This window comes from Micromonospora zhanjiangensis (assembly GCF_042650605.1).
GTDB lineage: Bacteria > Actinomycetota > Actinomycetes > Mycobacteriales > Micromonosporaceae > Micromonospora_J > Micromonospora_J zhanjiangensis.
This window is the reverse complement of sequence record NZ_JBHSBN010000038.1, coordinates 14,728-41,598: the sequence shown is the minus strand read 5'-3', so window position 1 is coordinate 41,598 and position 26,871 is coordinate 14,728. Positions and strand designations below refer to the sequence as shown.

The following is a 26,871-nucleotide window of genomic DNA, read 5'->3' as shown; positions in this document are numbered from 1 at the left end:
CGACGGTGCCGGACGCGGAGGTGTTCGTCGCGCAGCTGATCCCGTTGTCGAACTCGGGTCAGGAGTCGGCGGTGCGGACCTTCAACGCGGCGATTCCCGGCATCGTGCAGGGCAAGGTGAACGCCGGTAAGCGGGTGCATCTGGTCGACATGCACTCGGCGTTGACCACGGGTGACCTGATCGACGGCATCCACCCGACCGCGGGCGGCTACGACAAGATGGCCGCCGTCTGGTACAACGCCCTGCAAGGTGTGCCCGGCAGCATCGGCACCCCCGGCAACGGCGGCGGCACGTACCAGAACGTGGAGCTGGTGGGTCGCGGTTCCGGCCGGTGCCTGGACGTGCCGAACGGCAGCACCACCAACGGCGTCCAGGTCCAGCTGTACGACTGCTGGGGCGGCACCGGGCAACGCTGGACCTACACGTCCGGCAAGCAGTTGCAGGTGTCGGGCACCAAGTGTCTGGACGCGAGCGGTCGGGGCACCGCGAACGGCACCCCTGTGATCATCTGGGACTGCAACGGCCAGACCAACCAGCAGTGGAACGTCAACGCGAACGGCACCATCAGCGGGGTGCAGTCCGGGCGTTGCCTGGACGCGTACAACCTCGGCACGGCCAACGGTACGAAGATCGTGCTGTGGGACTGCGGCAACGGTTCCAACCAGCAGTGGAGCGCCGTCAGCTGACGGGTTCCGCCCACCGTACGGGACCGAGGGTGGGGGTCGGGCCGAGTGGCCCGGCCCCCACCGTCATTCGTACACCCGGTCACCTGGCGAAACGCTCGCGAGGCGACCCGGCGTCCACCGGCGCCGCCGCCCCGGTCGTCTCAGCATATGAAAGCCTACTTGACCACTAGGATTAGTGGGTAAAAGCTAAACTCATGACCGGCCAGGACGCTCCGCTCGACGGCACCGCGATCGCGGTGTCCCGGGGCTGCTGCCGGGGCTGGACCACCGCGCGCGGCCGCTGCCGCTGAGCGCGTACCCCGCCGCTTCTTCTCTCTCCCACCACCGTCGCGTCGCCGGCTCAACGAGGACCGGTGCCACCCGCGTGTCGCGTTCGGCCCGGCATTCGCGCCGCGTCGGGCCGCGCCCACGTGCCCGCGACGGTGCGTCCCCGCCGCAGCCGACCAGGTAGGGAGTGCCCTCACCATGGCCATCGAGCCGTCCGCCCCATTCGCCCCGGACACCGTCCGCATCCGGCCGCCCCGCCGGGTCGTCGCGGTCGCGGTGTCGACCGTCGCGGGCCCCACACCCCGCCCCCATCCGACAAGGAGCCTCAGGTGAAGCCGCGCCACGTCCTGGACCGCCGGTCCTTCCTGTCCGCCGCCGCCGGCGCCGTCGCGCTGGGCCTGACCGGCTGCGCGCGCGGCGCCGAGCCGGACGCCGCGCTCGCCGCCGCGCCGCTCGCCTCGGCCGTGCCGAAGGGCACCACGCTGGTGGTGGGCGACAAGGAACACCAGAAGGCCATCGAGTTCGCCGGTCTGGCCGACAAGTTCAGTTTCCGGGTGCAGTGGGCGAACCTCAGCGGCGGCCCGCAGACCCTGGAGGCGTTCCGGGCCGACGCGCTGGACCTCGGGTCGGTCGCGGACATCCCGCCGATCCACTCGCACTGGACCGGCATCCCCACCAGGATCGTCGCGTCGAAGTTCCGGCAGGACCCGCTGAACCACACCGTCTACCGGCTCGGCGTCGCACCGGGAGTCGCCGTCCGGACGCTGGCCGACATCCGGGGCAGGAAGGTCGCCTACAGCCCGGGACAGGCGCAGGGCGCCCTGGTGCTGCGGGTGCTGCGGAAGGCCGGACTGACCAGGAAGGACGTCAAGCTGGTCGAGCTGCCCAGCACCGGTGACGTGTACGTGACGGCGCTGGCCGGCCACCAGGTCGACGTGGCACCGATCGGTGGCGTCCAGATCAGACGGTACGAGGCCAAGTACGGCCCGGACGGCGGCAGCACGATCGCGCACGGCCTGCGGGACGACCCGGGACACCTGTACGCGCCGATCACCGTGCTGGCAGATCCGGCGAAGGCGGCCGCCATCCGTGAATACGTGCGGGTCTGGGCCAGGGCATGGCGATGGCGGGAGACCCATCCCGACGAGTGGATCGAGCGGTACTACGTCAAGGACCAGGGCCTCACCACCGCCGACGGCCGGTGGCTCGTCGACAACGGCGGAATCGCGGACATCCCGGCGAGCTGGACCGACGCCATCGCCCGGCATCAGGAGACAATCGACCTGCTGGCGAAGGAGACCGGGAACAAGCCGCTGAAGGCCGAGGACCTCTACGACCGGCGGTACGAGCGGGTCGCCGCGGACGCGCTCGCCGAGGCAGGTGCCCGGTGACCGCCTCGGTGCTCACCCGGCACCGGTCGGCGCAGGTCCCGACCGCGCCGGACCGCCCGGCGGGGCGGCGACTCGGCCCGGGCCGCCCCATCCGGTACGGCGTCGCCGTCGGGCCGGTGCTGCTGCTGGTGGGGTGGGCGGTCGGGTCGGCGGCCGGCTGGATCGATCCGCGTACCCTGTCGGCGCCGTGGACCGTGGTGCGCACGGCCGGTGAGCTGATCGCGGACGGCCGGCTGCAGGAACACCTGTCGGTCTCCGCCGGCCGGGCGGGACTCGGCCTGGCGATCGGCACCGCCATCGGTACGGTGCTCGCCCTGGTGGCCGGCCTGAGTCGGTGGGGTGAGGCGTTCCTCGACGGTCCGATCCAGGTCAAGCGAGCCATCCCGGCGCTCGCGCTGGTGCCGCTGTTGATCCTGTGGCTGGGCATCGGCGAACAGATGAAGGTCACCACCATCGCGCTCGGCGTGCTCGTACCGGTCTACATCCACACCCACAACGGGCTGCGCGGCATCGACAGCCGGCACGTCGAACTGGCGGAGTCGCTGCGGCTGTCACCGGCCGTCTTCCTGTGCCGGATCGTGCTGCCCAGCGCGCTGCCCGGATTCCTGCTCGGCATGCGGTTCGCCGTGGTGGGCGCCTGGCTGTCCCTGGTGGTGGTCGAGCAGATCAACTCGACCAGCGGGATCGGCTACATGATGGACCTCGCCCGCCAGTACGGCCAGACCGACGTCATCATCGTCGGCCTCGTCCTGTACGGCCTGCTCGGCCTGGCGTCCGACGGCGCCGTCCGACTCGTACAGAGGAGGGCGCTGGCATGGCGACGCACGCTGGCGGACTGACCGCCGCGCCACCGCGCGCGGTCCGGGTCCGCGACCTGTACCGCGGGTTCGGCGACCGGGTGGTCCTGGACGGGCTCGACCTGCGGATCGCGGCGGGTGAGTTCGTGGCGCTGCTCGGCCGCAGCGGCTCGGGCAAGAGCACGCTGCTGCGCGCGCTGGCCGGCCTCGACCGCGCCGGAGAGGGCACCGGCCTGGTCGAGGTGCCGCGGAACCTGGCGGTCGTCTTCCAGGACGCCCGGCTGCTGCCGTGGCAGCGCGTCCTGGCCAACGTCGTCCTGGGCCGGTCCGGACCGGACGCGACCGAGCGCGGCCGGGCGGCCCTGCGGGAGGTGGGGTTGGCCGGCCGCGAACGGGCCTGGCCCAAGGAACTGTCCGGCGGCGAGCAGCAACGGGTGGCGCTGGCCCGGGCCCTGGTCAGCGAGCCGGAGCTGCTGCTGGCCGACGAGCCGTTCGGCGCCCTGGACGCGCTGACCCGGATCCGGATGCACGGCCTGCTGCGCGACCTGTGCGCGCGGCACCGGCCGGCCGTGCTGCTGGTCACCCACGACGTCGACGAGGCGGTCACGCTCGCCGACCGGGTGCTGGTGCTCGACGCCGGCCGCGTCGCCCTCGACCAGACCATCGACCTGCCGACGACGCGCTCGCACCGGCAGCCGCGGTTCCTGGCTTACCGGGAGAGGCTGCTGGCGGCGCTGGGCGTCGACGAGACCGGAGGCCAAACATGATCCACCTCAACGCGTTCCTGATGGGCGTTGGCCATCACGAGGCGGCCTGGCGACTGCCCGAGAGCGACCCGTTCGCCCAGACCGACGTCGCGCACTTCACCCGGCTCGCCCGCACGGCCGAGCGGGGCAAGCTGGACTCGGTTTTCCTGGCCGACAGCCCGGTGCTGTTCAACAGCGTCGGCCGCCGACCCGCCGGCACCCTCGAACCGACCGTACTGCTGACCGCGTTGGCCGTGGCGACCAGCCGCATCGGCCTGATCGCCACGGCGTCCACGACGTACAACGAGCCGTTCAACCTGGCCCGGCGGTTCGCCTCGCTGGACCATGTCAGCGGCGGCCGGGCCGGGTGGAACATCGTCACCACCGCCGGCGTGGACGCGGCCCGCAACTTCAACCTGGACGACCTGCCGGCCCACCGGGACCGGTACGAGCGGGCCGCCGAGTTCGTCGACGTGTCGCTCAAGCTCTGGGACAGCTGGGACGACGCCGCCCCGCTGGGCGACAAGGCGGCCGGCCGGTGGGGGGACGACGAGCTGATCCACCGGCCGGAGCACCGGGGCCGCCACTTCCGGGTCGCCGGCCCGCTCAACGTGCCGCGTCCGCCGCAGGGGCACCCGCTGCTGGTCCAGGCCGGTTCGTCCGAGGACGGCAAGCAACTGGCCGCCCGGTACGCCGAGGCCGTCTTCACCGCGCAACAGACCCTCGGCGAGGCGCAGGAGTTCTACCGCGACCTCAAGCGACGCACGGCCGAGGCCGGCCGCGACCCGGACACGATCAAGATTCTGCCCGGCATCGTCCCGGCCATCGGCGCCACCGAGGCAGAGGCCCACGCCCTGGAGGCTGAGCTGGACCGGCTGATCAGACCCGAGTACGCCCGGCAGCAGCTCGCCACCACCCTGCGGGTCGCCCCGGAGGACCTGCACCTGGACCGGGAACTGCCCGCCGACCTGCCCGCCGAGGACGAGATCGAGGGCGCCAAGAGCCGGTACACGCTCATCGTCACGCTGGCCCGGCGGGAACGGCTGACCGTACGGCAGCTCATCGGCCGGCTCGGCGGCGGTCGTGGGCACCGCACCTTCGCCGGTACGCCCGAGCAGGTGGCCGACGCCATCGAGACGTGGTACCGCAGCGGCGCCGCGGACGGGTTCAACATCATGCCGCCCGTGCTGCCGTCCGGCCTGGAGGCGTTCGTCGACCACGTCGTGCCGATCCTGCAACGGCGTGGTCTGTTCCGCACCGAGTACACCGGCAGCACCCTGCGCGAGCACTACGGGCTGCCGCGCCCGGCCAACCGGTTCGCCCGGCCCGCCGTGGCCGCCGTCCGCTGACCGTCCGGAAAGGGCTTCATCCCATGGTCGACCTCCGGCCCTTCGGCCGCACCGGCGTACAGATCAGTTCCCTCACCCTGGGTGCGATGAACTTCGGCAGCCGGGGCAACCCGGACCACGAGGACGGCATCCGGATCATCCACCGGGCCCTCGACGAGGGCATCACCGCCATCGACACCGCCGACGTCTACTCGCACGGCGAGTCGGAGGAGATCGTCGGCAAGGCGCTGTCCACCGGCCGCCGCGACGACGTCTTCCTGGCCACCAAGTTCCACGGCCAGGTCGGCGACAATCCCCAGCACCGGGGCAACTCGCGCCGCTGGATCGTCCGTGCCGTGGACAACAGCCTGCGCCGGCTGCGCACCGACTGGATCGACCTGTACCAGGTGCACCGGCCGGAACCGGACACCGACATCGACGAGACCCTCGGCGCGCTCACCGACCTGGTCCACCAGGGCAAGATCCGCTACGTCGGCAGCTCGACCTTCGAACCGTCGGCGATCGTGGAGGGCCAGTGGGTCGCGCAACGGCGCGGGCGGGAACGGGTGGTCAGCGAGCAGCCGCCGTATTCGATTCTGGCCCGCGGTGTGGAGCGCGAGGTACTGCCGGTGGCCCAGCGGTACGGCCTGGCCGTCCTGCCGTGGAGCCCGCTGGCCGGCGGCTGGCTGTCCGGCCGGTATTACGGCGGCCTCGACGCCCCGATCTCCCGGCGGGCCGACCGGTTCCCCGCCCGGTTCGACCCCACCGCGGCCGCCAACGCCGGTAAGCTCGCCGCCGTCGACGAACTGGCCGCCCTCGCCGAGCAGGCCGGCCTGTCGTTGATCCACCTGGCGATCGCCTTCGTCCTGGAACATCCGGCCGTCACCTCGGCGATCATCGGGCCGCGCACCCTCGGGCACCTGGAGTCCCAGCTCGGCGCCGCCAAGGTGACGCTGCCGCGGGACGTGCTGGACCGGATCGACGCCATCGTCCCGCCCGGCACCACCCTGAACCCGGCCGACGCGGGCTACCAGCCGCCCTCGCTGACCGACCCGGCCCGCCGCCGCCGACAGTCGCCGTGACCGGCTCACCGCATACCCGCCCGACCCCGCCCGTGAGGAGTGACCACACCATGCCCCTGCTCACCCGTGCCGGCCGCCGTCGTACCGTGGCGGCGGCCGCCGTCGCCGCGCTGGTGGCCGGCCTGCCGGCCGCACCGGCGGTCGCGGCCGCGCCGGTCGACACCGCGCTCGAGTGGTACGACGTCACCGCCGCCGCCGTCGCCACCAGCACCCGACCCCAGGTGACCAACAACCGCGCGTGGGCGATCGGGTGGCTCGCCGCCGCCCGCGCCCTGCGGGCCACCCCCGCCGGGGCGGACCGGGACTACCGGGACGCCGCGCTCGCCTCCGCCGTACACACGGCGCTGAGCGCGCTGCTCCCGGAGAGCGCGGCCTCGCTCGACGCGGCTCTGGCCGGCACGCTGGGGCGCATTCCCGCCGGACGCGCCAAGGACCGCGGGGTGAGCGCCGGCCGGACCGAGGCCCGCTCGCTACTGGGCCGCCGCGCCGACGACGGCCTCGATCCCGCCTCGGTCAACCCGACCTATCCCGCCCCGGCGGCGGAACCGGGCGTCTGGCAGCCCACCCCGCCGACCTTCACCCCGGCCCAGCAGGCCGGCACCCGGTTCGCCCGGCCGTTCCTGCTGGACCGGGCCGACCGGTACCGGCCCGGTCCACCGCCCGCGCTGACCAGCGCGCGCTACCGTGCGGACCTCGCCGAGGTGCGCGCGTACGGCGCGGCCGACAGCACCGTACGGACCCCGGCGCAGACCGACACGGCGACCTTCTGGCTCGGCTCGTCGCTCACCATCTACACGGGAATCCTGCGCGCGGCGCTGGCCCGGTCCACCCGGCCGATCGCCGAACGGGTGACCCTGGTGGCGCTCTTCCACGTGGCGCTCGTCGACACCCAGATCGCCACCTCCGACACCAAGTACGCCTACCTGCGGTGGCGGCCAGTCACCGCCATCCGGGCCGGGGACGATCCGACGTGGACACCCCTGCACACCACTCCCGCGCACCCGGACTACCCCAGCGGGCACAACACGTACGCGGGTGCCGCGGAAGGGGTGTTGACCGCGTTGGTCGGGCCGCGGGCCCGGCAGCCGTACACCGTCACCAGCCCGAGCCAGCCCGGTGTCACCCGCACCTACACCGACTGGCGGGGCCCGACCCGGGAGAACGGGGACGCCCGGGTGTGGTCCGGCATCCACACCCGTACCGCCGACGAGGTCGGTGTCCGGCTCGGCCGCGACGTCGCCGCCCACACCGTCCGAAACGCGTACCGGCTGTTCGGCTGATCGGCCCGCCGGGGCGGGGCGCCGGGCCGGCCGCCCCGCCCCGGCGTCACCCCTCGCCACCACGTCCGACAGGGAGATCCCCGCATGAGTTCGCAGTTCCTCTGGTACATCCCGAACCAGGCCGAGCCGGGACACCGCGGCGACGATGTCGTCGACGACCACAACAGCCTGGCCACCCTCACCAGGCACGCGCGGGCCCTTGAGGGACACGGGTGGGGTGGTGCGCTCATCGGCACCGGCTGGGGGCGGCCCGACACGTTCACAGTCGCCGCCGCGCTGGCCGCGCGGACCACGACGTTCCAGCCGCTGATCGCCGTGCGGCCGGGCTACTGGCGACCGGCCAACTTCGCCTCGGCCGCCGCGACCCTGGATCACCTCACCGGCGGCCGGGTGCTGGTCAACATCGTCTCGGGCAAGGACAACCTGCCGGCGTACGGCGACAGCGAGGGTGACCAGGCCCACCGGTACGACCGCACCCGCGAGTTCATCCGGATCGTGCGCAGGTTGTGGACGCGGGAGCGGGTCACCTACCACGGCGAGCATTTCCGGGTCACCGATGCCACGGTGCTGCCCCGGACCGTCGTACGCGGGGAGCGCCGGCATCCCCGGCTCTACTTCGGCGGCGCCTCCGCGGCCGCCGAGCGGGTCGCCGCCACCGAGGCCGACGTCCAACTCTTCTGGGGTGAACCGTTGGACGGCGTCGCGGAGCGGATCGACCGGCTCCGAGGGCTGGCCGAGCGGCTCGGCCGCGAGCACGCCCCGCTGGAGTTCGGGTTGCGGGTCACCACGCTGGTGCGGGACACCACCGAACAGGCCTGGGCCGACGCGGAGGCCAAGGTCGCGAAGATGGCGGCGGCCGAGGGCGCCCACCGGCGCGACCCGAACTGGCGGGCCGCCGTCGGCCAGCGACGGCTGCTCGACCTGGCCACCCGCGCGGAGGTGCTCGACGACAATCTCTACACCGCCCCCGGCCGGTACGGCGGCGGGGGAGCGGGTACGACCTGGCTGGTCGGTTCGGCCGAGGACGTCGCGCGGTCGTTGCAGAAGTACCGGGGCCTCGGGATCAGCCACTTCGTGCTCTCCGACACGCCGTACCTGCCGGAGATCGAACGTCAGGGCCGTCAGTTGCTGCCGCTGCTGCGCGACTGACCGCCGGCGCCCCGATCCTGCTCGTAACTGTCGGTGCCTTCCCGGATACTGCGAGCCATGCCGGCGGTCCGTCGCCGGCCGCCCGTGACCGCACGGTGCGCCCGCCGTCCCTGGGAGGTTCGTCCATGACCCAGACCGCGTCCTCGACGCACGCAGCGACCGCGGCCGACCGGCCGGACCCCGCGGCGACCGAGTCGATCCTGCCGGAACTGCGGACCACCTGGTGGGAGACGGGGATGCGGGCGCGGGCCAAGGCCGGCCTGTTCGCCGTCTTCGCCGAGCTGCCCGGCCTGGTCCGGGCCGCCGTGCGGGTGAGCTGGCGGGCCGACCGGACCCGGACGTTCGTGGTGGCGGCCACGACCGTGGGCGCGGGCCTGATGGCCGCGTTCGGGCTGCTGGCCACGCAGCGGGTGCTCGTCGAGCTGTTCGCCGGCGGACCGACCGCGGACAAGGTGGTCGCGGCGCTGCCGGCCCTCGCGGCGCTGGCCGCCGCGACGGCGGTCCGGGCCGGGATGGCCACCGCGATGGGCTACGCGCAGAACGGTCTCACCCCGAAGGTGGACCGGGAGGTCGAGCGCCGGCTGTTCGAGGTGACCACCGCGGTACGGCTGGCGGCGTTCGACGCCGACGCGTTCGCCGACGACATGGAGCGCGCGTCCCGGGGCGCGGATTCCACCACCGGCCTCGTGCAGTCGTCGATGAACCTGCTGGCCGGGCTGGCCGGGCTGCTCGCCGTCGCGGTCGCGGTCGTGGTGATCCACCCGCTGCTGCTGGTGGCGCTGCTGGTGGCCACCCTGCCGAACGCGTGGGCGTCCCTGCGGGCCGGCCACCTGCGCTACCAGACGTACGCGGCCGGCTCGGTGCGCCGGCGGCGGTTGTGGCTGCTGCACCGGCTGATGGCCGAGCGGGACTCGGCACCCGAGCTGCGCTCCTACGGGCTGCGCCGGTTCCTGCTGGACCAGTACGACCGGGTGATGGGGGTGGAGACCGGCATCCAGCTCGCCCTGGCCCGGCGGGTCACCACGACCACCACGGTCGGAGCGATGATCACGGGCGTGGCGACCGCGGTGGTGTACGTACTGCTCGGGCTGCTCCTGGTGGACGGGCAGGTCCCGCTCGCCGCCGCCGCGACCTGCGTGGTCGCCGTGCAGTCCGCGCAGCGGTCGCTGGCCGTCGTCACGTACCAGGTCGACCACGTCTACACCGAGGGTCAGCACTTCCGCGACTACACCGGGTTCATGACCCGCGCGGCGGCATATCTGCCGCAGCGGCCGAAGTCGCCGGGCGCGACGCCCGACGGGTTGCGCGAGATCGCCGTCGACGCGGTCAGCCTGTGCTACCCGGAGCGGGACACCGCCGCGGTGGACGGGGTGAGTCTGACCATCCGGGCCGGGCAGACGGTGGCGTTCGTCGGCGAGAACGGCTCCGGCAAGTCCACCCTCGCCGCGATGATCGCCAATCTGCGTACCCCCACGACCGGGACCATCCGCTGGAACGGCCGGCCGCTGGTCGACTGGGACGCCGACGAGCTGCGCACCCGGACCGCGGTGGTCACCCAGGAGTACCACAAGTGGCCGTTCACCGCCGCGACCAACATCGCCCTCGGTGACGTCGGCACCGAGCCCCGCCGGGACCGGATCGAGGCCGCTGCGGCCCGGGCCGCGGCCCACGACATGATCCGCGAGCTGCCGAACGGGTACGAGACGTTGCTGGACCGCACCTTCGCGGGCGGTCAGGACCTCTCCGGCGGCCAGTGGCAGCGGATCACGGCGGCCCGTGGGTTCCTCCGGGACGCGGAACTGCTCATCATGGACGAGCCGTCCTCCGCTTTGGATCCGCGCGCCGAGGAGGCCCTGTTCCAGGCCATCCGGGACCGGCAGGGCCGGGCCACCACCATCCTCATCACCCACCGGTTGGCCAACGTCCGGCACGCCGACCGGATCTTCGTCCTGCACCACGGCCGCCTGGTCGAGGAGGGCGGCCACGACGACCTGATGGCCGCCGCCGGCCGGTACGCGGAGCTGTTCTCCATCCAGGCCGCCGGGTACGACGCCACCGCCGGCAGACCCGTGCGCCCGGCCGACGGCGAGCCGGGAGCGGACGGCGTGCTGTCACCCGCCTGACGGAGGGGGTGTCCCGGACCCGGGCCCGTCAGGCGGTTGACGGCACACCGGCTTCCGGCTTCCGGCGCTCGGACCGGGACGTGCGGGCCCGCACCAGCACCGCGTCGACGGACAGCAGTTGCCCGTCGGTCCCGGCCAGCCGGTCCCGGGCGTCCCGGGGCAGCCCGACGATCGAACCGGTGGCCAGCGGCAGCAGGTGCAGGGTCACCTCGGAGCCGGCGCGTACTCCGGCGTCGCGCAGGCTGACCGTCCACACCGAGCCGTCCCAGAAGCGGTCGGTGACCGGACGGCCGTCCACCCGGAGTTGGCCGATGTCACCGGCCCAGCGGATGCACAGGTAGCAGTCGAGCGACGGATCGGCCACCCAGCCGGGCAGCGGCACCCGGTAGACGGCGGCCAACGCGTCGAAGGTCGCCGGGGTGGGCGCCGACTGCCGGCCGTCGAACGTGCCGTAGCCGACCGGCACCGTCCCGGCGGCCCGGACCGGTTCGACCACCACCGGCTCCGTCGGCCCGGCCGAGCGGGGATGGTCGTCGGTCAGCGGAAGATCGACGAAGGCGCCCGGGACCGGGTCGTAGACCCGCGCCGGCCCGTACGCCTCGATCCGGCCGTCCGGATCCCAGCTCAGCTCCTCGGCGGACAGCAGCAACCGTCGGACCGGGCCGGCCTCGCAGACCCAGACGTCGGCGGCCACGGCGGCGGGCAGGACCAGCAGGTCCAACGCGCCACCGGTCGTCCGGAGGCGGACCGGGTCCAGGCCCGGCCGGGCGGCGGTGGCGACGCCGCCGACCGAATACTCCGGCTCGATCCCGGCCTCGGCCACCAGCACCAGAGTGGGCACCTCGCCGGGCAGCAGGGTGAGCGCGGAGGCGGTAGCCCAGTCCAGGCGTACCCCGCCGGCGGTCAGCGCGAGCGGCCAGCGGGCCAGGGTGCCGGCCGGGATGTCGACCGGCCGGGCGGGCAGCAGGATCTCCTCCCGGTCGAGCACCACCCGGAACCGGGCGTCGGGGTGGACCGGCAGCGGCACGTGCGGTTGGTGCCAGGCGACGAAGAGGAAACCGCTGCTGCCGTCGCTGCGCAGGGCCCAGCGCAGGGTCCGGTCGTCCTCCACCCCGGTCGGGCGGACCTGCGGCAGGCTGGACGGCATGTCCGCGAGCGTCGCGCCGAACGCGGCCAGGAACGCGTGCTGGCGGCGCAGTTCGGCGTGGCTGTCGGCGAGCAGCCCGGCCTCGCCGATCGGGGCGTGGAAGTCGTAGCCGAGCCGGGGCAGGTCGTTGGGGTATCCGGTGCCGTGGGACTCCTGCATGCCGTGCTCACCGGGCGGGTTGGTGCCGCCGGCGTACATGTAGTAGCCCTGCCACGCGGAGCCGTTGCCGATCTTGCAATGGGCCACGGCGGCGACGTCCGCGGCGGCCGGGCGTGGCCGGCGGTGGTAGGCGGTGGCCATCCCGCCGCCGAGTTCGCAGGTGGCCGGCGGGAAGTCCGTCGAGGGGGTACGCGGCGGTCCGGTCTCGCCCGGACCCGGTCGCAACCGTCGCACGTCCGCCCCGATCCCCGGATCGTCCCAGACGTGGGAGAAGAAGTAGTGGTCGCGGAAGGTGGGGTCCCAGGGCGCGTCGGCGTCCACCCAGAAACCGTCGCCGTAGCCGCCGTAGAGCGGCAGCACCTCCTCGGCCGGCAGGTCGGCGCTGCCCCAGGCGGTGGCCGTCCAGAGCGGGGCGGACAGCCCGGCCGCGCGGGCCAGCCGCTTGAGGGTGAGCAGGTGACCGGGCTGGTCGTAGAGTTCGTTCTCCAGTTGCAGGCCGAGCACCGGTCCGGTGGGGGAGCAGCGGCCGTCGAGGGCGGTGGCGAGCTGGCCGAACCACTCGCCGACCAGGGTGAGGTAGGCCGGGTCGTCGGTGCGGTGCCGGACGTCGGCCCGCCGTACCCAGTCCGGGAAGCCGCCGTTGCGGGTCTCGCCGTGGCACCACGGGCCGATGCGCAGGATCACGTCGAGCCCTTCGGCGACGGCCAGGTCGACGAAGGCGGCGACGTCCAGGTTGCCGTCGAACCGCGGCTCGCCGCGGTGTTCGACGTGGTGCAGCCAGAAGACGTAGCTGCTGGCCACCGTGACGCCGCCGGCCCGCAGCTGGCGGAGCCGCTGCCGCCACCGGTGCCGGGGCAGCCGGCTGTAGTGCAGCTCGCCCGAGACCGGCACCACCGGTACGCCGTGCCGCAACAGGTGGCGGTCGGTCAGCGCGATGCCGGGCCGGGCGTCCTCCCGATTGCTCATCCGCGGCCGGCGTGGCGGTGCCGACCAGGGCTGATGCCGGACGGAGAGGGGCTGGGGCACGATGGCTCCTTCGCGGCGACTGTAACCGATCACAGGTGCTGGTCGGGGAGGATACCGCTTGTTAACCGGCTGGAAGCAAGCCCTTGACAAGTAAGAAGACGCGTATCACTGTGACCGGTCACAGGTCCTGTTCGGGCGCCGATGCTTTCTCCTCCCGACGGTGGCCAGTCAGGTCGACGATGACCAGCCGATCGAGGAGGATGGATGAAGAAGGTAATCCCGCTCGCCGGGGTGTTGGTCGCGGCACTGCTCGCCGCCACCGCGTGCAGCGGTTCCGACGAGCCGGGCGACGGCGGCAAGCCCGGCGAGAAGGTGGAACTCACCTACTGGAGTTGGGCGCCGAACATGGACAAGGTGGTCGAGGGCTGGAACGCCACCCACCCCGACGTCCACGTCACCGTCAACAAGCAGGACGGTGGTGACCCGGCCGTCACCAAGCTGCTCACCGCGATCAAGGCCGGCAGCGGCGCCCCCGACGTGATGCAGGCCGAGTACCAGAAGATCCCCACCCTGGTCTCGGCGAACGCCGTCGCTGACATCGCCAAGGAGGTCGGCGACCGGAAGGCGAAGTTCTCCGAGTCGGCCTGGAACGCCGTCACCCTCGGCTCCGAGGCCGTCTACGGCGTGCCGCAGGACTCCGGCCCGATGATGTTCTACTACCGTTCCGACGTCTTCGAGGCGCTGCGCCTCGCGCCGCCCGCCACCTGGGACGACTACGCGGCGGCCGCGCGGAAGATCCACGCGGCGAACGCGAAGCAGTACCTCGGCACCTTCTCGGCCAACGACCCGGGCTGGTTCGCCGGACTCGCCCAGCAGGCCGGCGCCTCCTGGTGGGGGGTGCGCGGCGACGCCTGGACCGTCGCCATCGACGACCCCACCACCCGCAAGGTCGCCGACTACTGGGGCGGGCTGGTGCAGGAGGGCGTGGTCGACAACAAGCCGATGTACACCCCGGAGTGGAACGCGGCGCTCAACGACGGCACCCAGGTGGGCTGGCTCAGCGCCGTCTGGGCACCCGGCGTACTGGCGGACAACGCCGCCTCCACCAAGGGCAGATGGAAGGTCGCAGCGCTGCCGCAGTGGGACCCGGCCAAGCCGGCCACCGGCAACTGGGGCGGCTCGGCGACCAGCGTCACCAGCCAGAGCAAGCACCGCAAGCAGGCCGCCGAGTTCGCCGCCTGGCTGAACACCGACCCCGCGTCGGTCAAGGCGCTGGCCGCGACCGCCAACGTCTACCCCGCCTCGCTCGACGCCACCGCCACCGCGCTGACCGCGCCGCCGGCCTTCTTCGCCGGGCAGGCCGACTTCTACGCCATCGCCGAGGCGTCCGCCAAGGCCACCAACCCGTTCACCTACGGTCCGAACGTCAACGTCGCCTACAGCGCGTACAGCGACGCCTTCGGCAAGGCCGCCCAGGCCAAGCGGGCCGCGGCCTTCACCGAGGCGCTGAGCACGATGCAGCGGACCACCGTCGACGACATGAAGAACACCGGCTTCAAGCTCGCCGGCTGACCCGCAGGCGCGGTGCGGCCCGGCGCCGCACCGCGACCACAACCGCAGACGGAAGGTGACCGCCGTGACGCCGTCCCCCACCCCCACCGGTACGCTCCGGCCGGCCAGCCGTCGGGGCCGTCGGGCCGGCGTGCCGTACGCGTTCCTGGCGCCCGCCCTCGTCCTGTTCGCCGCGTTCCTCGCCGCGCCGATCGGCTACGCCGGATACCTGAGCCTGCGCCGGGTCCGGGTCAGCGGCCTCGGCCTGGGCGTCGGCTCGCGCACAGAGGTCTGGGCCGGGCTGGACAACTACGCCCGGTCGCTGACCGACCCCGAGTTCCTGCCCAGCATCTACCGGATCGGGGCGTACGGGCTGATCGTCGTGCCCACCATGCTCGGCGTGGCCCTGCTCATGGCGCTGCTGCTGGACGCGGGACGGACCCGGGTGGGCACCTTCGCCCGGACCGCCATCTTCCTGCCGTACGCGGTGCCGGCGGTGATCGCGTCGCTGCTGTGGGGCTTCCTCTACCTGCCCCGGGTCAGCCCGGCCGCCGACGTCCTGGAAAGGGTCGGGCTGAGCATGCCGGACCTGTTCGCCGGACCGTCGGTGCTGTGGGCGGTGGCCAACATCGCGGTCTGGGGCGGTACCGGCTTCAACATGATCGTGATCTACACCGCGCTGCGGACCATCCCCACCAGCCTGGTCGAGGCGGCCCGGCTGGACGGCGCCTCGGACGTGCAGATCGCCTGGCGGGTCAAGATCCCGATGGTGCTGCCGTCGCTCATCATGACCTTCGTCTTCTCCCTCATCGCCACGTTGCAGGTCTTCGCCGAACCGATGACGCTGCGCCCGTTGAGCAACACCATCTCGAGCACCTGGACCCCCTTGATGAAGGTGTACCGGGACGCCTTCACCCGCAACGACGTCCACTCGGCCGCGGCCACCTCGGTGGTCATCGCGCTGGCGACCCTGGCGGTGTCCCTCGGGTTCCTCCGGCTCGTCGGCGCCCGCGCCTTCAACCAGGAGGACTGACCGTGTCCGTTCCGACCGCGCTCCGGCCGGCCCCCGCGACCAGGTCGTCGGCACCCGCCGGCCGGCGCCGTGCCGACCGGCCGATCAGCCCGTCGGCCACCGTGCTGTTGCTGATCGGCGCCCTGTACTGCCTGTTCCCCGTGTTCTGGGTGCTGGTGGCGTCGACCAAGAACGCCGGGGAACTCTTCTCGACGTTCACCCTCGCGCCGAGCACCCACCTGTTCGACAACCTGGGCGCGCTCAGCGGGTATCGGGACGGTCTCTACTGGCGCTGGCTGGCCAACACCGCCCTGTACGCCGGGCTCGGCGGGGCGGCGTCCACCCTGGTGTCCGCGATGGCCGGCTTCGCCCTCGCCAAGTACGCGTTCCCCGGCAAGTCGGTCGTCTTCCACGTGCTGCTGGCCGGCGTGCTGGTGCCGGGTGTCATCCTGGCCATCCCGCAGTACCTGCTGCTGGCCAAGGTCGGGCTGACCAACACCTACTGGGCGGTGCTGCTGCCCAGCGTGATCAGCCCGTACGGGATCTACCTGTGTCGGGTCTTCGCGGCGGCGGCGGTGCCCACCGAGGTGATCGAGGCCGCCCGGATCGACGGCGCCGGCGACTGGCGCACCTTCGGCCGGGTGGCGCTGCCGATGATGCGGGCCGGCCTGGTCACCGTCTTCCTGCTGCAGTTCGTGGCGATCTGGAACAACTTCATGCTGCCGTACATCATGCTCGGCGACGAACACCTCTTCCCGGTCACGGTGGGCCTGACCGGCCTGCTCAACCAGGGCGTCCAGCAGCCGGCCATGTACACCTCGGTGATCACCGGAGCGCTGCTGTCGGTCGTCCCGCTCATCGCCCTCTTCCTCGGCCTGCAACGCTACTGGCGGGTCGACCTGGGCGCCGGCGCGGTCAAGGCGTGACGGCGCGATGGCCGGCCGGGGAACGGGCGCAGACTATGATCCAACCCGTGCCGACCTCGCCTGGTACGGGGCGCAAGCGGCCCACCATCCGCGACGTCGCGCGCGAGGCAGGGGTCTCCTACGCCACCGTCTCCCGTGTGCTCAACGGCCGGGAGTGGGTCAGCCCCGAGGCCTTCCGGGCCGTGCGGGACGCCATCGCCCGGACCGGCTACCGGGCGAACCCGCACGCCCGGTCGCTGGCCACCGGCCGGTCCGGCTCGATCGCCTTCCTGCTCACCGAGCCGCAGCACCTGCTCTTCGAGGACCCCAACTTCTCGGTGCTGCTGCGCGGCGTGGCGCAGGCGCTCTCCGGCCGGGAGTTGACGCTGATCCTGATGATCGCCTCCACCCCCGACGAGCGCGACCGCGCCGTGGCGTACCTCTCCGGCGGGCACGTCGACGGGGTGCTGCTGGTCTCGCCGCACTCCGGCGACCCGCTGCTGGCCCAGTTGGTCCGGGCCGAGGTGCCGATCGTGGCGTGCGGCCGGGTGCTCGGCTACGAGCAGGTGATCAGCTCGGTGGCGGCCGACGACCGGGGCGGCGCCCGGTCGGCGGTGGAACACCTGATCGCGGCCGGCTGCCGACGCATCGCCACCATCGCCGGACCGCAGGACACCTCGGGTGGGGTGGACCGGTTGCACGGCTACGCCGACGCGCTGACCGCGCACGGGCTGCCGGTCGAACCGGACCGCATCGGGCACGGCGACTGGACCCGGGGCAGCGGTGCCGAGACCATGCGGGCGCTGCTGCGGCGGGCGCCCGACCTGGACGCGGTCTTCGCCGCCTCGGACGCCATGGCGGCCGCGGCCCTGCCGGTGCTCCGGGCGGCCGGCCGGGCCGTGCCCGAGGACGTGCGGGTGGTGGGCTTCGACGACTCCGGGCTGGCCGCCACGCTGGACCCGCCGCTGACCACGGTCCGCCATCCGCTCGACCGGATCAGCGAGGAGATGGTCCGGCTGCTCACCGACGTGATCGCCGGGCGTACCCCGCTCGCCGTCACGGTGCCGACGAGTCTGGTCCTCCGCTCCTCCTCGCCCGCGCCGGCCTGAGCACCGGGCCGGCCGGGCCGGACACCGTCGCCGGGCGATCCGCCCCGGCCTCCTGGCCCGTCCGGCAGGGCCGCCGGACGCCTGTTCACCCCCGACGACCGTCCCGCAGCGCCGCCGGACGGTCCCGCATCCCTTCCCCCATGTGAAGGAGAGCGCCATGAAACTGTCCATCCGGGCCCTCGTGGCGGCGGTCGTTCTCGCCGCCCCGCTGGCCCTCGCCGCTCCCGCACACGCGGCGAACACCCTCACCATGCTCGGCGCGGACGTCTCGTCGTTGCAGCGCAGCCTCGACCTCGGCGCCCGGTACTACGCCGCGTCCGGCGCCCAGGCCGACCCGTACGACATCCTCCGCTCCAAGGGCGCCAACTACCTGCGCCTGCGGGTCTGGAACAGCCCGGCCAGCGGCTACAACAACAAGGCCAAGGTGCTCCAGCAGGCCAGGACGATCAAGGCCAAGGGCTTCAAGCTGCTGATCGACTTTCACTACTCGGACACCTGGGCCGACCCGGGCAAGCAGTACCCGCCGGCGGCCTGGGCCGGGCATTCGCTGAGCCAGTTGCAGTCCGACGTCTACAACTACACCTACGACGTGTGCACCGCGCTGAAGGCGCAGGGCACCACCCCGGACTCGGTGCAGATCGGCAACGAGATCAACGTGGGCATGCTGTGGCCCACCGGCAAGGTGGTCAACAACAACTTCGCCCCGCTGGCCAGCCTGCTCAAGCAGGGCTACAACGCCACCAAGGCGTGCAACGGCGGCACCCAGGTGTGGATCCACACGGCCGACGCGGACAGCGACGCGAACGCCCGCTGGTTCTACGACGGGATCCGGGCGCAGGGCGTGACCTGGGACGTCACCGCGCTGTCCTACTACTGCATGTGGCACGGCACGCTGGCGAACCTGTACAACGTGATCGCCGACATGAAGGCGCGCTACGGCAAGCCGGTCGTGATCGCCGAGACGGCGTACCAGTTCACCACGGCGGACGCCGACGGCACGCCGAACTCGATCCCCGGCAGCACGCTGTGCGAGAACATCCCGGCCACCTGGGCGGGGCAGGCGCAGCAGTTCAGCTGGGTGCAGAACACCGCGCGCAACGCCGGCGCGGTGGGCGTCTTCTACTGGGAACCCACCTGGTACGCGATCCGCGGCAACGGTTGGGACCCGGCGGACATCAACGGGACCGGCGACGGCTGGGACAACATGGCCGTCTTCGACTGGACCGGGCACGTGAACCCGAACCTGTTCTGGACCTCGTGACGGTGTCCTGACCGGAGCCGTGGCGCGGTCCGGCGTACCACGGTCGCGCGCGCCGGCCGGCCTCCCGCCGAAGGGGGACCGGCCGGCGCGGGCGGTCCGGTCTCGTCAGCCGCCGAGCCGGACCTTGAAGATCCGTTCGTTGCTGTTGTTCGGGATGCTGTCCTTGTCACCGCCGCTGCTGGTGGTCAGCCACAGGTTGCCGTCCAGGGTCGGCTCGACGGTGCGCAGCCGGCCGTAGGTGCCGACGAAGTACTGCTGCACGTCGGTCAGGGTGTCACCGCTGATCCGGGCCCGGTACAGCCGGGCACCGCGCAGGCAGGCGATGTACAGCACGTCGCGCACGATGGCGATGCCGCTGCACGACCCCTCGGCGACCGGGTACGTGCGTACCGGCGCCACGTAGCCGGCGTTGGCGCAGGTGCCGACGGTGCCCTCACAGGCCGGCCAGCCGTAGTTGCCGCCCTTGACGATGATGTTGGTCTCGTCCATGACGTTGTTGCCGAACTCCTGCTCGAACAGCCGGCCCCGGGAGTCGAACGCCAGGCCCTGCGGGTTGCGGTGGCCGTAGCTCCACACGTAGTTGCCGAACGGGTTGTCCGCCGGCACGCCGCCGTCCGGGCGCAGCCGGAGCACCTTGCCACCCAGGTCGTTGATGTCCTGGGCGCGGTCCGGGCTCTGGCCGTCACCGGCGGCGGCGTAGAGCATCCCGTCGGGACCGAAGCGCAGCCGGCCGCCGTTGTGGTACTTGTTGCGCGGGATGCCGGTGACCAGCACCTGGACGGTGTCGGTGCGCAGCGTGCCGTCGTAGCGGATGCGCACGATCCGGTTGTCGGTCGTGGTGGTGTGGTAGATGTACAACCACCGGTCGGTGCTGAAGTCGGGGGAGACGGCCAGGCCGAGGACGCCGCCCTCGCCGTTGGTGCCGGCGACGTTCGGGACCGTGCCGATGCTGTGCTTGTCGGTGCCGTCGGGCTTCATGGCGACGATGTCGAACAGGTCGCGCCGTCCGTAGAGGACGGTGCCGTCGGGCAACTGCACCAGGCCCCACGGCAGGTCCCGTTCGGTGGTGATCTCGGTCGTCCCGCAGACGGGGCTCGTGCAGGTCGATCCGGTGTGCGCCGACACCGCGGCGCTGGCCGTCGAGACGTTGCCCTGCGCGTCCCGGGCCACCACCGTGTACGCGTAGTCCGTGTCGGCGGCCAGTCCGGTGTCGGTGAACCTGGTCGCGGGCGGGTTGGTCGCGGTGCCGGCGACCGAGCCGACGGTCACCCCGTCGCGCCGGATGTCGTAGCCGGTGACCGCGACGTTGTCGGTGGCGGCCGTCCAGGTCAGCGTGACGTCCGTGCCGCTGACGGTGGCGGTCAGGCCGGTCGGCGCGGTGGGTGGCTGGGTGTCGCGCTGGCAGAACGGCGGGGTGACCCTGAGCGTGGCGCTGGCCTGCGACACGTTCCCGGCGGCGTCGCGGGCGTTGACGTACCACCCCCAGGTGACGCCCTGGGCCACGGCGAGCGTGGCGGTCAGCGTGCTTCCGGTGACCGAGGTGACCTGCTGGCCGTCGTGGTAGATGTCGTAGAACGCGACGCCGACGTTGTCCCGGGAGGCCGACCAGGTGAGCGTGACGGACTGGCAGGTCAGCCGGGAGGAGCGCAGGTTGGTCGGGGCGGTGGGCGGCGTGGTGTCGGCGGCGAGCCGGCCGGCGGGGTCCGGCGTCGTGGCCGCCGGCCCGGCCGTGGCCGCGGCGGGCGCGGGGGCGCCGGCCAGCGCGAGGCCGGCGCCGGTCAGCAGCGCCAGCGCGGCGGACAGGATCGGGTGACGATGGTTGGGCACGTGACGGGTCCTTTTCGCGTCGGGATGGTCGGTCAGTACGGGTAACCGGGCACGTTGAGCCGCACGGCGTACAGGCCGGAGTCGTTGGTGGGGCCCGAGGTGATGTAGAGGGTCTGCCGGTCGGGGCCGCCGAAGGCCACGTTGGTGGTGCCGGTGCCGCCGGCCCGGATCGTGCCGAGTTGGGTGCCGGCCGGTGAGTACACGTGCACCAGACCGTCGAAGCCGGACGCCCAGTAGACGTTCCCGGCGCAGTCGAGGGTGGCGCCGTCCGGGCCGCCGACGTAGTTCACGAAGACGCTGCGCGGTCCGGTGCTGCCGTCGGGCTGGACGGCGTACCGGTAGATCTTGTTCTCGCCGTAGGCGCCGACGTAGAGGGTGCCGCCGTCGGGGGCGAGCGCGATGCCGTTGGGCTGCCGCAGCGTGTCGTCGACCAGCGACACCTGGCCGCCCGCGACGCGGAAGACGCCGGTACGCCCGCCCATCTGGTCGGGCCGGTTACCGCGCTGGAAGTTCGGGTCGGTGAAGTAGACGACGTCGTCCGACCGGACCGCCACGTCGTTGGGCGAGTTGAACGCCCGGCCCTGGTAGTTCGCGGCCACCACGGTGCGGCTCAGGTCGTCGAGCCGGTACGACGAGACGCTGCGTTGGTCGTGCGTGGCGGCGATGATCCGCTGCCCGTCGGCGCTGAGGGCCAGCCCGTTGCTGCCCGCGGCGGCGATGAGGGTGTCGAACGTGCCCGGCGGGGTGAACCGGCGGATGGCCGACGGCTGGACGTTCTGCGGGCCGGTCCCCGCCGCCATGTCGGACATCAGCAGGGAGCCCCGGTCGGCGAGCCACACCGGTCCCTCGAGGAAGGCGAAGCCGCCGCGGATCTTCGTGGCGGTGACCGAGGTGGCCGGCAGCGGCGATCCGTAGCCGGCGCCGGGTGGACAGACATTGGGCGGGGCGCCGGGTGGCCCGGCGAGGGCGTGGCTGGTCACCGGTCGGGCGCTGACACCACCGGCGAGAGCGGCTCCCGGGTGCCCGGTGACGGTGAGGGTGAGCAGGAGGCTGGTCAGCGCTGCGGTTCTGGGCAGCCGGGTCATCGGGTCGCTCCAATCGGCGCGCGGCCGTCGGGCCGGCGGGACATTGCATCGACGTACGCCTATCAAAGAGCGTAAGTGATGGTCCGCCGATCCGCAGCGGCCGGTGCCGCCGGTCGACCCGGCCGGAGTCGACCCCGCGGGGCCGTCGGGGGAACGCGCGAGGTGCCGGCCGGTCCATCCCCTTCCGTCCGCCAAGGGATGGACCGGCCGCTCCGGAATGCCCACCCGTCCCGGTCAGCGGGTCGGCTCCGGGTCCGGTGGACCTCTGACCACCGGAGACCTGGTGTCGCTCAGCCGGCGGCCACGATCTTCCACCGCTGGTTGGCGCTGCCGGAGTCGCTCCACTGGACCAGTGCGGCACCGGTGCCCGTGCTGCCCGCGCCGTCGAGGTACAGGCCGGTGGCGCGGTTGCGGATCCGGACGTTGTTGGCGTCGGTCAGCACCGACCACTGCTGGTTGTTGCTGCCGGAACTCGCGTACTGGCCCACCGCGGCGCCGTTGGTGGTGCGGCCCATGCCGTCGAGGTACAGGCCGGTGGCGCGGTTGCGGATCCGGACGTAGGTGCCCGAGTTCTCGACGACCCACTGCCCGTTCGCGGCGTTCGCGTCGCTGCCCTGACCGGCGTTGGCGCCGTTGCCGGTGCTGCCCAGCCCGTCGACGTACCGGCCGGTGGCGGCGTTGCGGACGGCCACGTACGTGCCGCCGGCGTCGCCCGTTCCCCAGGCGTACCGCAGCCGGCCCAGCCCCGAGCCGTTCGGCACCGTCAGCTGGATGTTCGCACCGCTGCCGGTCTTGTTGGTCATGCTGTACCAGTCACCGTCGCGCAGCCCCGGCCAGTACACGCTGCCCACGCCGAGGGCGCGCAGCTGGCCGCTGACGCCGCGGATGTAGTCGGCGAAGAACGACCCGCTGGGGATGCTGTAGTCGATCGGATCGTAGGTGACACCGTTCTTGCTGCCCCGGGTCATCGGGCCGCCCCACTCGGTGACGACCACCCGGTCGGCGTACGCCCCGATGTAGCCGTTGATGTGGTTGGCCCAGGTGGTCTCGTCCTCGAAGTTGCCCCAGAACGAGTAGTCGTGGATCCCGATCAGGGTGTTGGTCAACCGGCTGTCCCGGCCGATCGGGGCGGCGTCCTGGGCCAGGCCCGTGCCGTCGAGGATCACCCGGCCGCGCGGCACGGTGGGATAGCGGTTCAGCCAGGTGTTGTACAGGTTGGTCAGGTCCGTGGCGCTGTAGCCGGACGGTTCGTTGATCACCTCGAAGTAGGCGTTCGGGTTGCCGGCGTACCGGGCGACGATCGCGTCCCACATCTGGTAGAAGGCGTTGGTGTTGGCCGGCCGGCCGCCGCTGTACGCCCAGTACGCGAGGAACACGTTGCCCTTGCCGAGTGCCGTGTCGATCGCCCCGGTGTACGTCCCCCAGTAGTTGGCCACGGTCGGTTCGTTGACCGGCATCCGGACGGTGTTCGCGCCGGTGAGCGAGTACATCTGGCCGACCACCCGGTCGGCCACCGTGGCCGCCGACGCGTACGTGTCGGACGCGCCGAGCCCGGAGACGTAGAGCACGCCGTTGACGAAGTTGTCCCGCTGGTCGGCCCAGTTGACCCCGCGGAACTGGTTGGTGGCGGCGTGCGCCGGTGCCGGCCGCACAGCCACCGCACCCACGACGGCGAGCACGGCCGCCAGCAGCAGTCCGGCCGATCTGGGCAGGAGACCCCGGGTGTGGCCGGGCCGATACATCTGATGTTTCGCGTCCATCGGATCCTCGTGGGAGGGAGAAGTCTCGGCTGTCGCGCCGCTCGTCGGAGCGCCGACTCCCCGACGTGGGAAATCGTCGAACGGATCGACATCTCTATCGATGGACGTAAAAGTAACTCGTATGATGTCTGTCGTCAACACGCTCGGCACACACCCGCGAAACGGTCTCGGTGGCGGGCGTCGCGGCCACCGGGCCTCACCGCGCGGGACACTCCAGCCCGCGGGCGCGGAACTGCTCGACGACCCGGCCGACCAGCTCCGGGTCCGGTGGCGCGGTGTCCGCGAGCGGGTACGGCAGGCCCAGGGCGGCGTACTTCGATACGCCGAGGCGGTGGTACGGCAGAACGTCGACGCGTTCCACCGTGGTCAGGCCCGCGACGAAGTCCGCGACGCCGGCGACGTTGTCCGGTTCGTCGGTGAGACCCGGCACCAGGACGAAGCGGATCCACATCGGGGTGCCCCGGTCGGCCAGCCGGCGGGCGAACCGCAGGGTGGGTGCGACCCGGCCGGTCCGGGTGACCCGGCGGTAGGTGCCCGGGTCCCAGGACTTGACGTCCAGCAGCACCAGGTCGGTCGCGTCCAGCAGGTCGTCGGTGGCCCGGTCGCCGAGAAAGCCGCTGGTGTCCAGGGCGGTGTGCAGGCCGAGGGACCTGCCGCCGCGCAACACCGCCGTGGTGAAGTCCGGCTGCATGAGCGGCTCCCCGCCGGACACCGTCACGCCGCCGCCGGCCACCTTGATGAACCGCTCGTACCGGCGGATCTCCAGCAGCAACTCGTCGACCGTCATCGGCCGGCCACTGCGCCGGTACCAGGTGTCCGGGCTGTGGCAGTACCGGCACCGCAGCGGGCAGCCGGCGAGGAACGCCACGAATCGGGTGCCGGGGCCGTCCACCCCGGTCGAGACGTCGAAGGAGTGGACGGCCCCGGTCAGCGTGTCGGCCATGACGGTCACAGCCGGCCGTGGAAGGTGCGGGAGATGACGTCGCGCTGCTGCTCGCGGGTCAGCCGGACGAAGTTGACCGCGTAGCCGGAGACCCGGACGGTCAGGTTCGGATAGCGCTCCGGATGCCGCATCGCGTCCTCCAGCGTGGCCCGGTCCAGCACGTTGACGTTGAGGTGGAAGCCGCCGGCGTCGGTGTACCCGTCCAGGACGCCGACCAGGTTGTCGATCCGCTCCTCGCGGAGCCGGCCGAGGCCGTCCGGGGTGACCGTGGCGGTCAGCGAGATGCCGTCGCGGGCACTGTCGTACGGCAGCTTCGCCACCGACAGGGCCGCGGCGACCAGGCCGTGCCGGTCCCGACCGTTCATCGGGTTGGCGCCCGGCGCGAACGGCTCACCGGCCCGACGGCCGTCGGGGGTGTTGCCGGTGTGCGTGCCGTAGACGACGTTGGAGGTGATGGTGAGCACCGACAGGGTCGGCTCCGCGTCCCGGTAGGTGGGCTGCCGCCGGACCTTGGCCATGAACGTACGGACCAGCCACACCGCGATCTCGTCGGCCCGGTCGTCGTTGTTGCCGAACGCCGGGTAGTCGCCCTCGACCGCGTAGTCGACGGCCAGACCGGTCTCGTCGCGCAGCATCTTCACCCGGGCGTACCGGATCGCCGAGAGGCTGTCCACCGCCACCGACAACCCGGCGATCCCGGTGGCCAGGAAGCGCCGCACGGGATAGTCGTGCAGGGCCATCTCCAACCGCTCGTAGGCGTACCGGTCGTGCATGTAGTGGATGACGTTGAGCGCCCGGACGTAGGTCCGCGCCAGCCAGTCCAGGGTCCGGTCGAACGCGGCCAGCACCTCGTCGTAGTCGAGGTACTCGCCGCCGACGGGCTCGGTGGGCGGGGCGACCTGCTCGCCGGTGATCTCGTCCCGGCCGCCGTTGACGGCGTACAGCAGCGCCTTGGCCAGGTTGGCGCGGGCGCCGAAGAACTGCATGTCCCGGCCCACCCGCATCGCCGAGACGCAGCAGGCGATGGCGGTGTCGTCACCGTACGCGGGCCGCAGCAGTTCGTCGTTCTCGTACTGGATGGCGCTGGTGTCCAGCGAGACCTGGGCGCAGAACCGCTTGAACCCCACCGGCAGGGCCGGCGACCAGAGCACGGTCAGGTTGGGCTCGGGCGCCGGGCCGAGGTTGTAGAGGGTCTGCAGGTAGCGGAAGCTGGTCCGGGTCACCAGCGGGCGACCGTCGGCGCCGATGCCGCCCAGGGCCTCGGTCACCCAGGTCGGGTCGCCGGAGAACAGCGCGTCGTACTCCGGCGTCCGGAGGAACCGGATGATCCGGAGCTTGATCACGAAGTCGTCGACGAGTTCCTGCGCGTCGGTCTCGGTGAGCCGGTGCTCGACCAGGTCGCGGTGCAGGTAGATGTCGAGGAAACTGGCGGTCCGGCCGAGCGACATGGCGGCACCGTTCTGGTCCTTGGTGGCCGCCAGGTAGGCGAAGTACAACCACTGGATCGCCTCGCGGGCGGTGGCCGCCGGGCCGGTGATGTCGTGGCCGTAGCTCGCCGCCATCCGGGTCAGGTCGGCCAGGGCCCGGATCTGCTCGGCGAGTTCCTCCCGGTCGCGGATCACCGCCTCGGTGCACGGCGCGTCGTCGAGGCGGTCCTTGGCCGCCCGGCGCTCGGCGACGAGCCGGTCGACCCCGTACAGCGCGACCCGGCGGTAGTCACCGATGATCCGACCGCGGCCGTAGGCGTCCGGCAGGCCGGTGACGATGTGCGACCGGCGCGCGGCGACCACGTCCCGGGGGTAGGCGTCGAAGACCCCGTCGTTGTGCGTCTTGCGGTACTCGGTGAAGATCCGCTTCACCTCCGGGTCGAGCCGGTAGCCGTACGCCGCCAGCCCGTTCTCCACCATGCGCAGGCCGCCGTTCGGCATGATCGCCCGGCGCAGCGGCGCGTCCGTCTGCAGTCCGACGATCAACTCCCGCGACCGGTCGAGGTAGCCCGGACCGTGCGAGGTGATGGTCGACGGCGTGTGCGGGTCCACGTCGTAGACGCCGCGCCGGCGTTCCTCGGCGAACATCTCCCGCAGGCCGGCCCAGAGGTCGCGGGTGCGGTCGGTGGGCCCGGCCAGGAAGGTCCCGTCGCCGGCGTACGGGGTGACGTTGTCCCGGATGAACGCGGCGACGTCGATCTGCTCCCGCCAGGCCGAGCCCGCGAACCCGCGCCAGGCGTCCGGCCGGTCGGTGTGTCGTGGATGCATCACTCCTCCTCCTTGCCCTCACTCCCAGCCTTCCCGGCGGCC

Annotated in this window: 20 protein-coding genes; 14 read left to right on the top strand and 6 right to left on the bottom strand. The window is 72.4% G+C overall.

The window, feature by feature from the left end; translation table 11 throughout:
- The 9 genes from ACFOX0_RS30960 to ACFOX0_RS30920 form a co-directional block, all read left to right on the top strand.
- Nucleotides 1-686 (top strand): RICIN domain-containing protein (locus ACFOX0_RS30960; protein ID WP_377552638.1); only part of this gene is annotated, 686 nt, incomplete at its 5' end.
- Between the two features lie 596 nt (nt 687-1,282).
- A complete protein-coding gene (locus ACFOX0_RS30955) occupies nt 1,283-2,344 on the top strand; it encodes an ABC transporter substrate-binding protein (RefSeq protein ID WP_377552636.1) in 1,062 nt (353 codons plus the stop codon).
- A complete protein-coding gene (locus tag ACFOX0_RS30950; protein WP_377552634.1) occupies nt 2,341-3,183 on the top strand; it encodes an ABC transporter permease in 843 nt (280 codons plus the stop codon). Before ACFOX0_RS30955 ends, ACFOX0_RS30950 begins: the two co-directional genes overlap by 4 nt.
- Complete coding sequence (locus ACFOX0_RS30945) at nt 3,159-3,908, top strand: ABC transporter ATP-binding protein (protein WP_377552633.1); 750 nt, start codon at nt 3,159-3,161, stop codon at nt 3,906-3,908. Before ACFOX0_RS30950 ends, ACFOX0_RS30945 begins: the two co-directional genes overlap by 25 nt.
- On the top strand, nt 3,905-5,236 hold the full coding sequence (locus ACFOX0_RS30940) for an LLM class flavin-dependent oxidoreductase (protein WP_377552632.1): 1,332 nt from the start codon (nt 3,905-3,907) through the stop codon (nt 5,234-5,236). The genes ACFOX0_RS30945 and ACFOX0_RS30940 overlap by 4 nt, the downstream gene beginning before the upstream one ends.
- A 23-nt stretch (nt 5,237-5,259) precedes the next feature.
- A complete protein-coding gene (locus tag ACFOX0_RS30935; protein WP_377552631.1) occupies nt 5,260-6,297 on the top strand; it encodes an aldo/keto reductase in 1,038 nt (345 codons plus the stop codon).
- A gap of 50 nt (nt 6,298-6,347) precedes the next feature.
- Complete coding sequence (locus ACFOX0_RS30930; RefSeq protein WP_377552630.1) at nt 6,348-7,577, top strand: vanadium-dependent haloperoxidase; 1,230 nt, start codon at nt 6,348-6,350, stop codon at nt 7,575-7,577.
- 84 nt (nt 7,578-7,661) lie between these two features.
- Nucleotides 7,662-8,726, top strand: a complete 1,065-nt coding sequence (locus ACFOX0_RS30925; RefSeq protein WP_377552628.1) for an LLM class flavin-dependent oxidoreductase — start codon at nt 7,662-7,664, stop codon at nt 8,724-8,726.
- 125 nt (nt 8,727-8,851) lie between these two features.
- Nucleotides 8,852-10,849: an ATP-binding cassette domain-containing protein gene (locus ACFOX0_RS30920; protein ID WP_377552626.1), complete on the top strand. Its 1,998-nt coding sequence runs from the start codon at nt 8,852-8,854 to the stop codon at nt 10,847-10,849.
- Nucleotides 10,850-10,877: 28 nt separating this feature from the next.
- Here ACFOX0_RS30920 and ACFOX0_RS30915 read toward each other — a convergent pair whose 3' ends face one another.
- A complete protein-coding gene (locus ACFOX0_RS30915; RefSeq protein ID WP_377552624.1) occupies nt 10,878-13,181 on the bottom strand; it encodes a beta-galactosidase in 2,304 nt (767 codons plus the stop codon).
- A 204-nt stretch (nt 13,182-13,385) separates the two neighbouring features.
- On the opposite strand from ACFOX0_RS30915, the gene ACFOX0_RS30910 reads away from it, so the two are divergent.
- From ACFOX0_RS30910 to ACFOX0_RS30890, 5 genes are all read left to right on the top strand, one after another.
- The gene (locus tag ACFOX0_RS30910) at nt 13,386-14,693 is read left to right on the top strand and encodes an ABC transporter substrate-binding protein (RefSeq protein WP_377552622.1); all 1,308 of its coding nucleotides are present in this window, start codon (nt 13,386-13,388) and stop codon (nt 14,691-14,693) included.
- A gap of 64 nt (nt 14,694-14,757) precedes the next feature.
- Nucleotides 14,758-15,705 carry a carbohydrate ABC transporter permease gene (locus tag ACFOX0_RS30905; protein ID WP_377552620.1) on the top strand — a complete coding sequence of 316 codons (948 nt, stop codon included), beginning with the start codon at nt 14,758-14,760 and terminating at the stop codon, nt 15,703-15,705.
- A gap of 2 nt (nt 15,706-15,707) precedes the next feature.
- Nucleotides 15,708-16,610, top strand: coding sequence for a carbohydrate ABC transporter permease (locus ACFOX0_RS30900; protein ID WP_377552618.1), 903 nt, complete (start codon nt 15,708-15,710; stop codon nt 16,608-16,610).
- Between the two features lie 35 nt (nt 16,611-16,645).
- Nucleotides 16,646-17,698, top strand: coding sequence for a LacI family DNA-binding transcriptional regulator (locus ACFOX0_RS30895; RefSeq protein WP_377552616.1), 1,053 nt, complete (start codon nt 16,646-16,648; stop codon nt 17,696-17,698).
- Between the two features lie 157 nt (nt 17,699-17,855).
- Entirely contained in the window at nt 17,856-18,959 is a 1,104-nt protein-coding gene (locus ACFOX0_RS30890) for a glycoside hydrolase family 53 protein (protein ID WP_377552614.1), read from the top strand.
- Nucleotides 18,960-19,064: 105 nt separating this feature from the next.
- Here the strand turns inward: ACFOX0_RS30890 and ACFOX0_RS30885 are convergent, their stop codons facing one another.
- The 5 genes from ACFOX0_RS30885 to pflB form a co-directional block, all read right to left on the bottom strand.
- Nucleotides 19,065-20,786, bottom strand: a complete 1,722-nt coding sequence (locus ACFOX0_RS30885) for a PQQ-dependent sugar dehydrogenase (RefSeq protein ID WP_377552612.1) — start codon at nt 20,784-20,786, stop codon at nt 19,065-19,067.
- Between the two features lie 32 nt (nt 20,787-20,818).
- Nucleotides 20,819-21,871, bottom strand: coding sequence for an SMP-30/gluconolactonase/LRE family protein (locus ACFOX0_RS30880; RefSeq protein ID WP_377552610.1), 1,053 nt, complete (start codon nt 21,869-21,871; stop codon nt 20,819-20,821).
- A 290-nt stretch (nt 21,872-22,161) separates the two neighbouring features.
- Nucleotides 22,162-23,631 (bottom strand): RICIN domain-containing protein, encoded by a 1,470-nt coding sequence (locus ACFOX0_RS30875; protein ID WP_377552608.1) that lies wholly within the window; start codon nt 23,629-23,631, stop codon nt 22,162-22,164.
- A 196-nt stretch (nt 23,632-23,827) separates the two neighbouring features.
- Nucleotides 23,828-24,574, bottom strand: a complete 747-nt coding sequence (gene pflA / locus ACFOX0_RS30870) for a pyruvate formate-lyase-activating protein (RefSeq protein WP_377552606.1) — start codon at nt 24,572-24,574, stop codon at nt 23,828-23,830.
- Between the two features lie 5 nt (nt 24,575-24,579).
- Complete coding sequence (gene pflB, locus ACFOX0_RS30865; protein ID WP_377552604.1) at nt 24,580-26,829, bottom strand: formate C-acetyltransferase; 2,250 nt, start codon at nt 26,827-26,829, stop codon at nt 24,580-24,582.
- Nucleotides 26,830-26,871 lie beyond the last annotated feature (42 nt).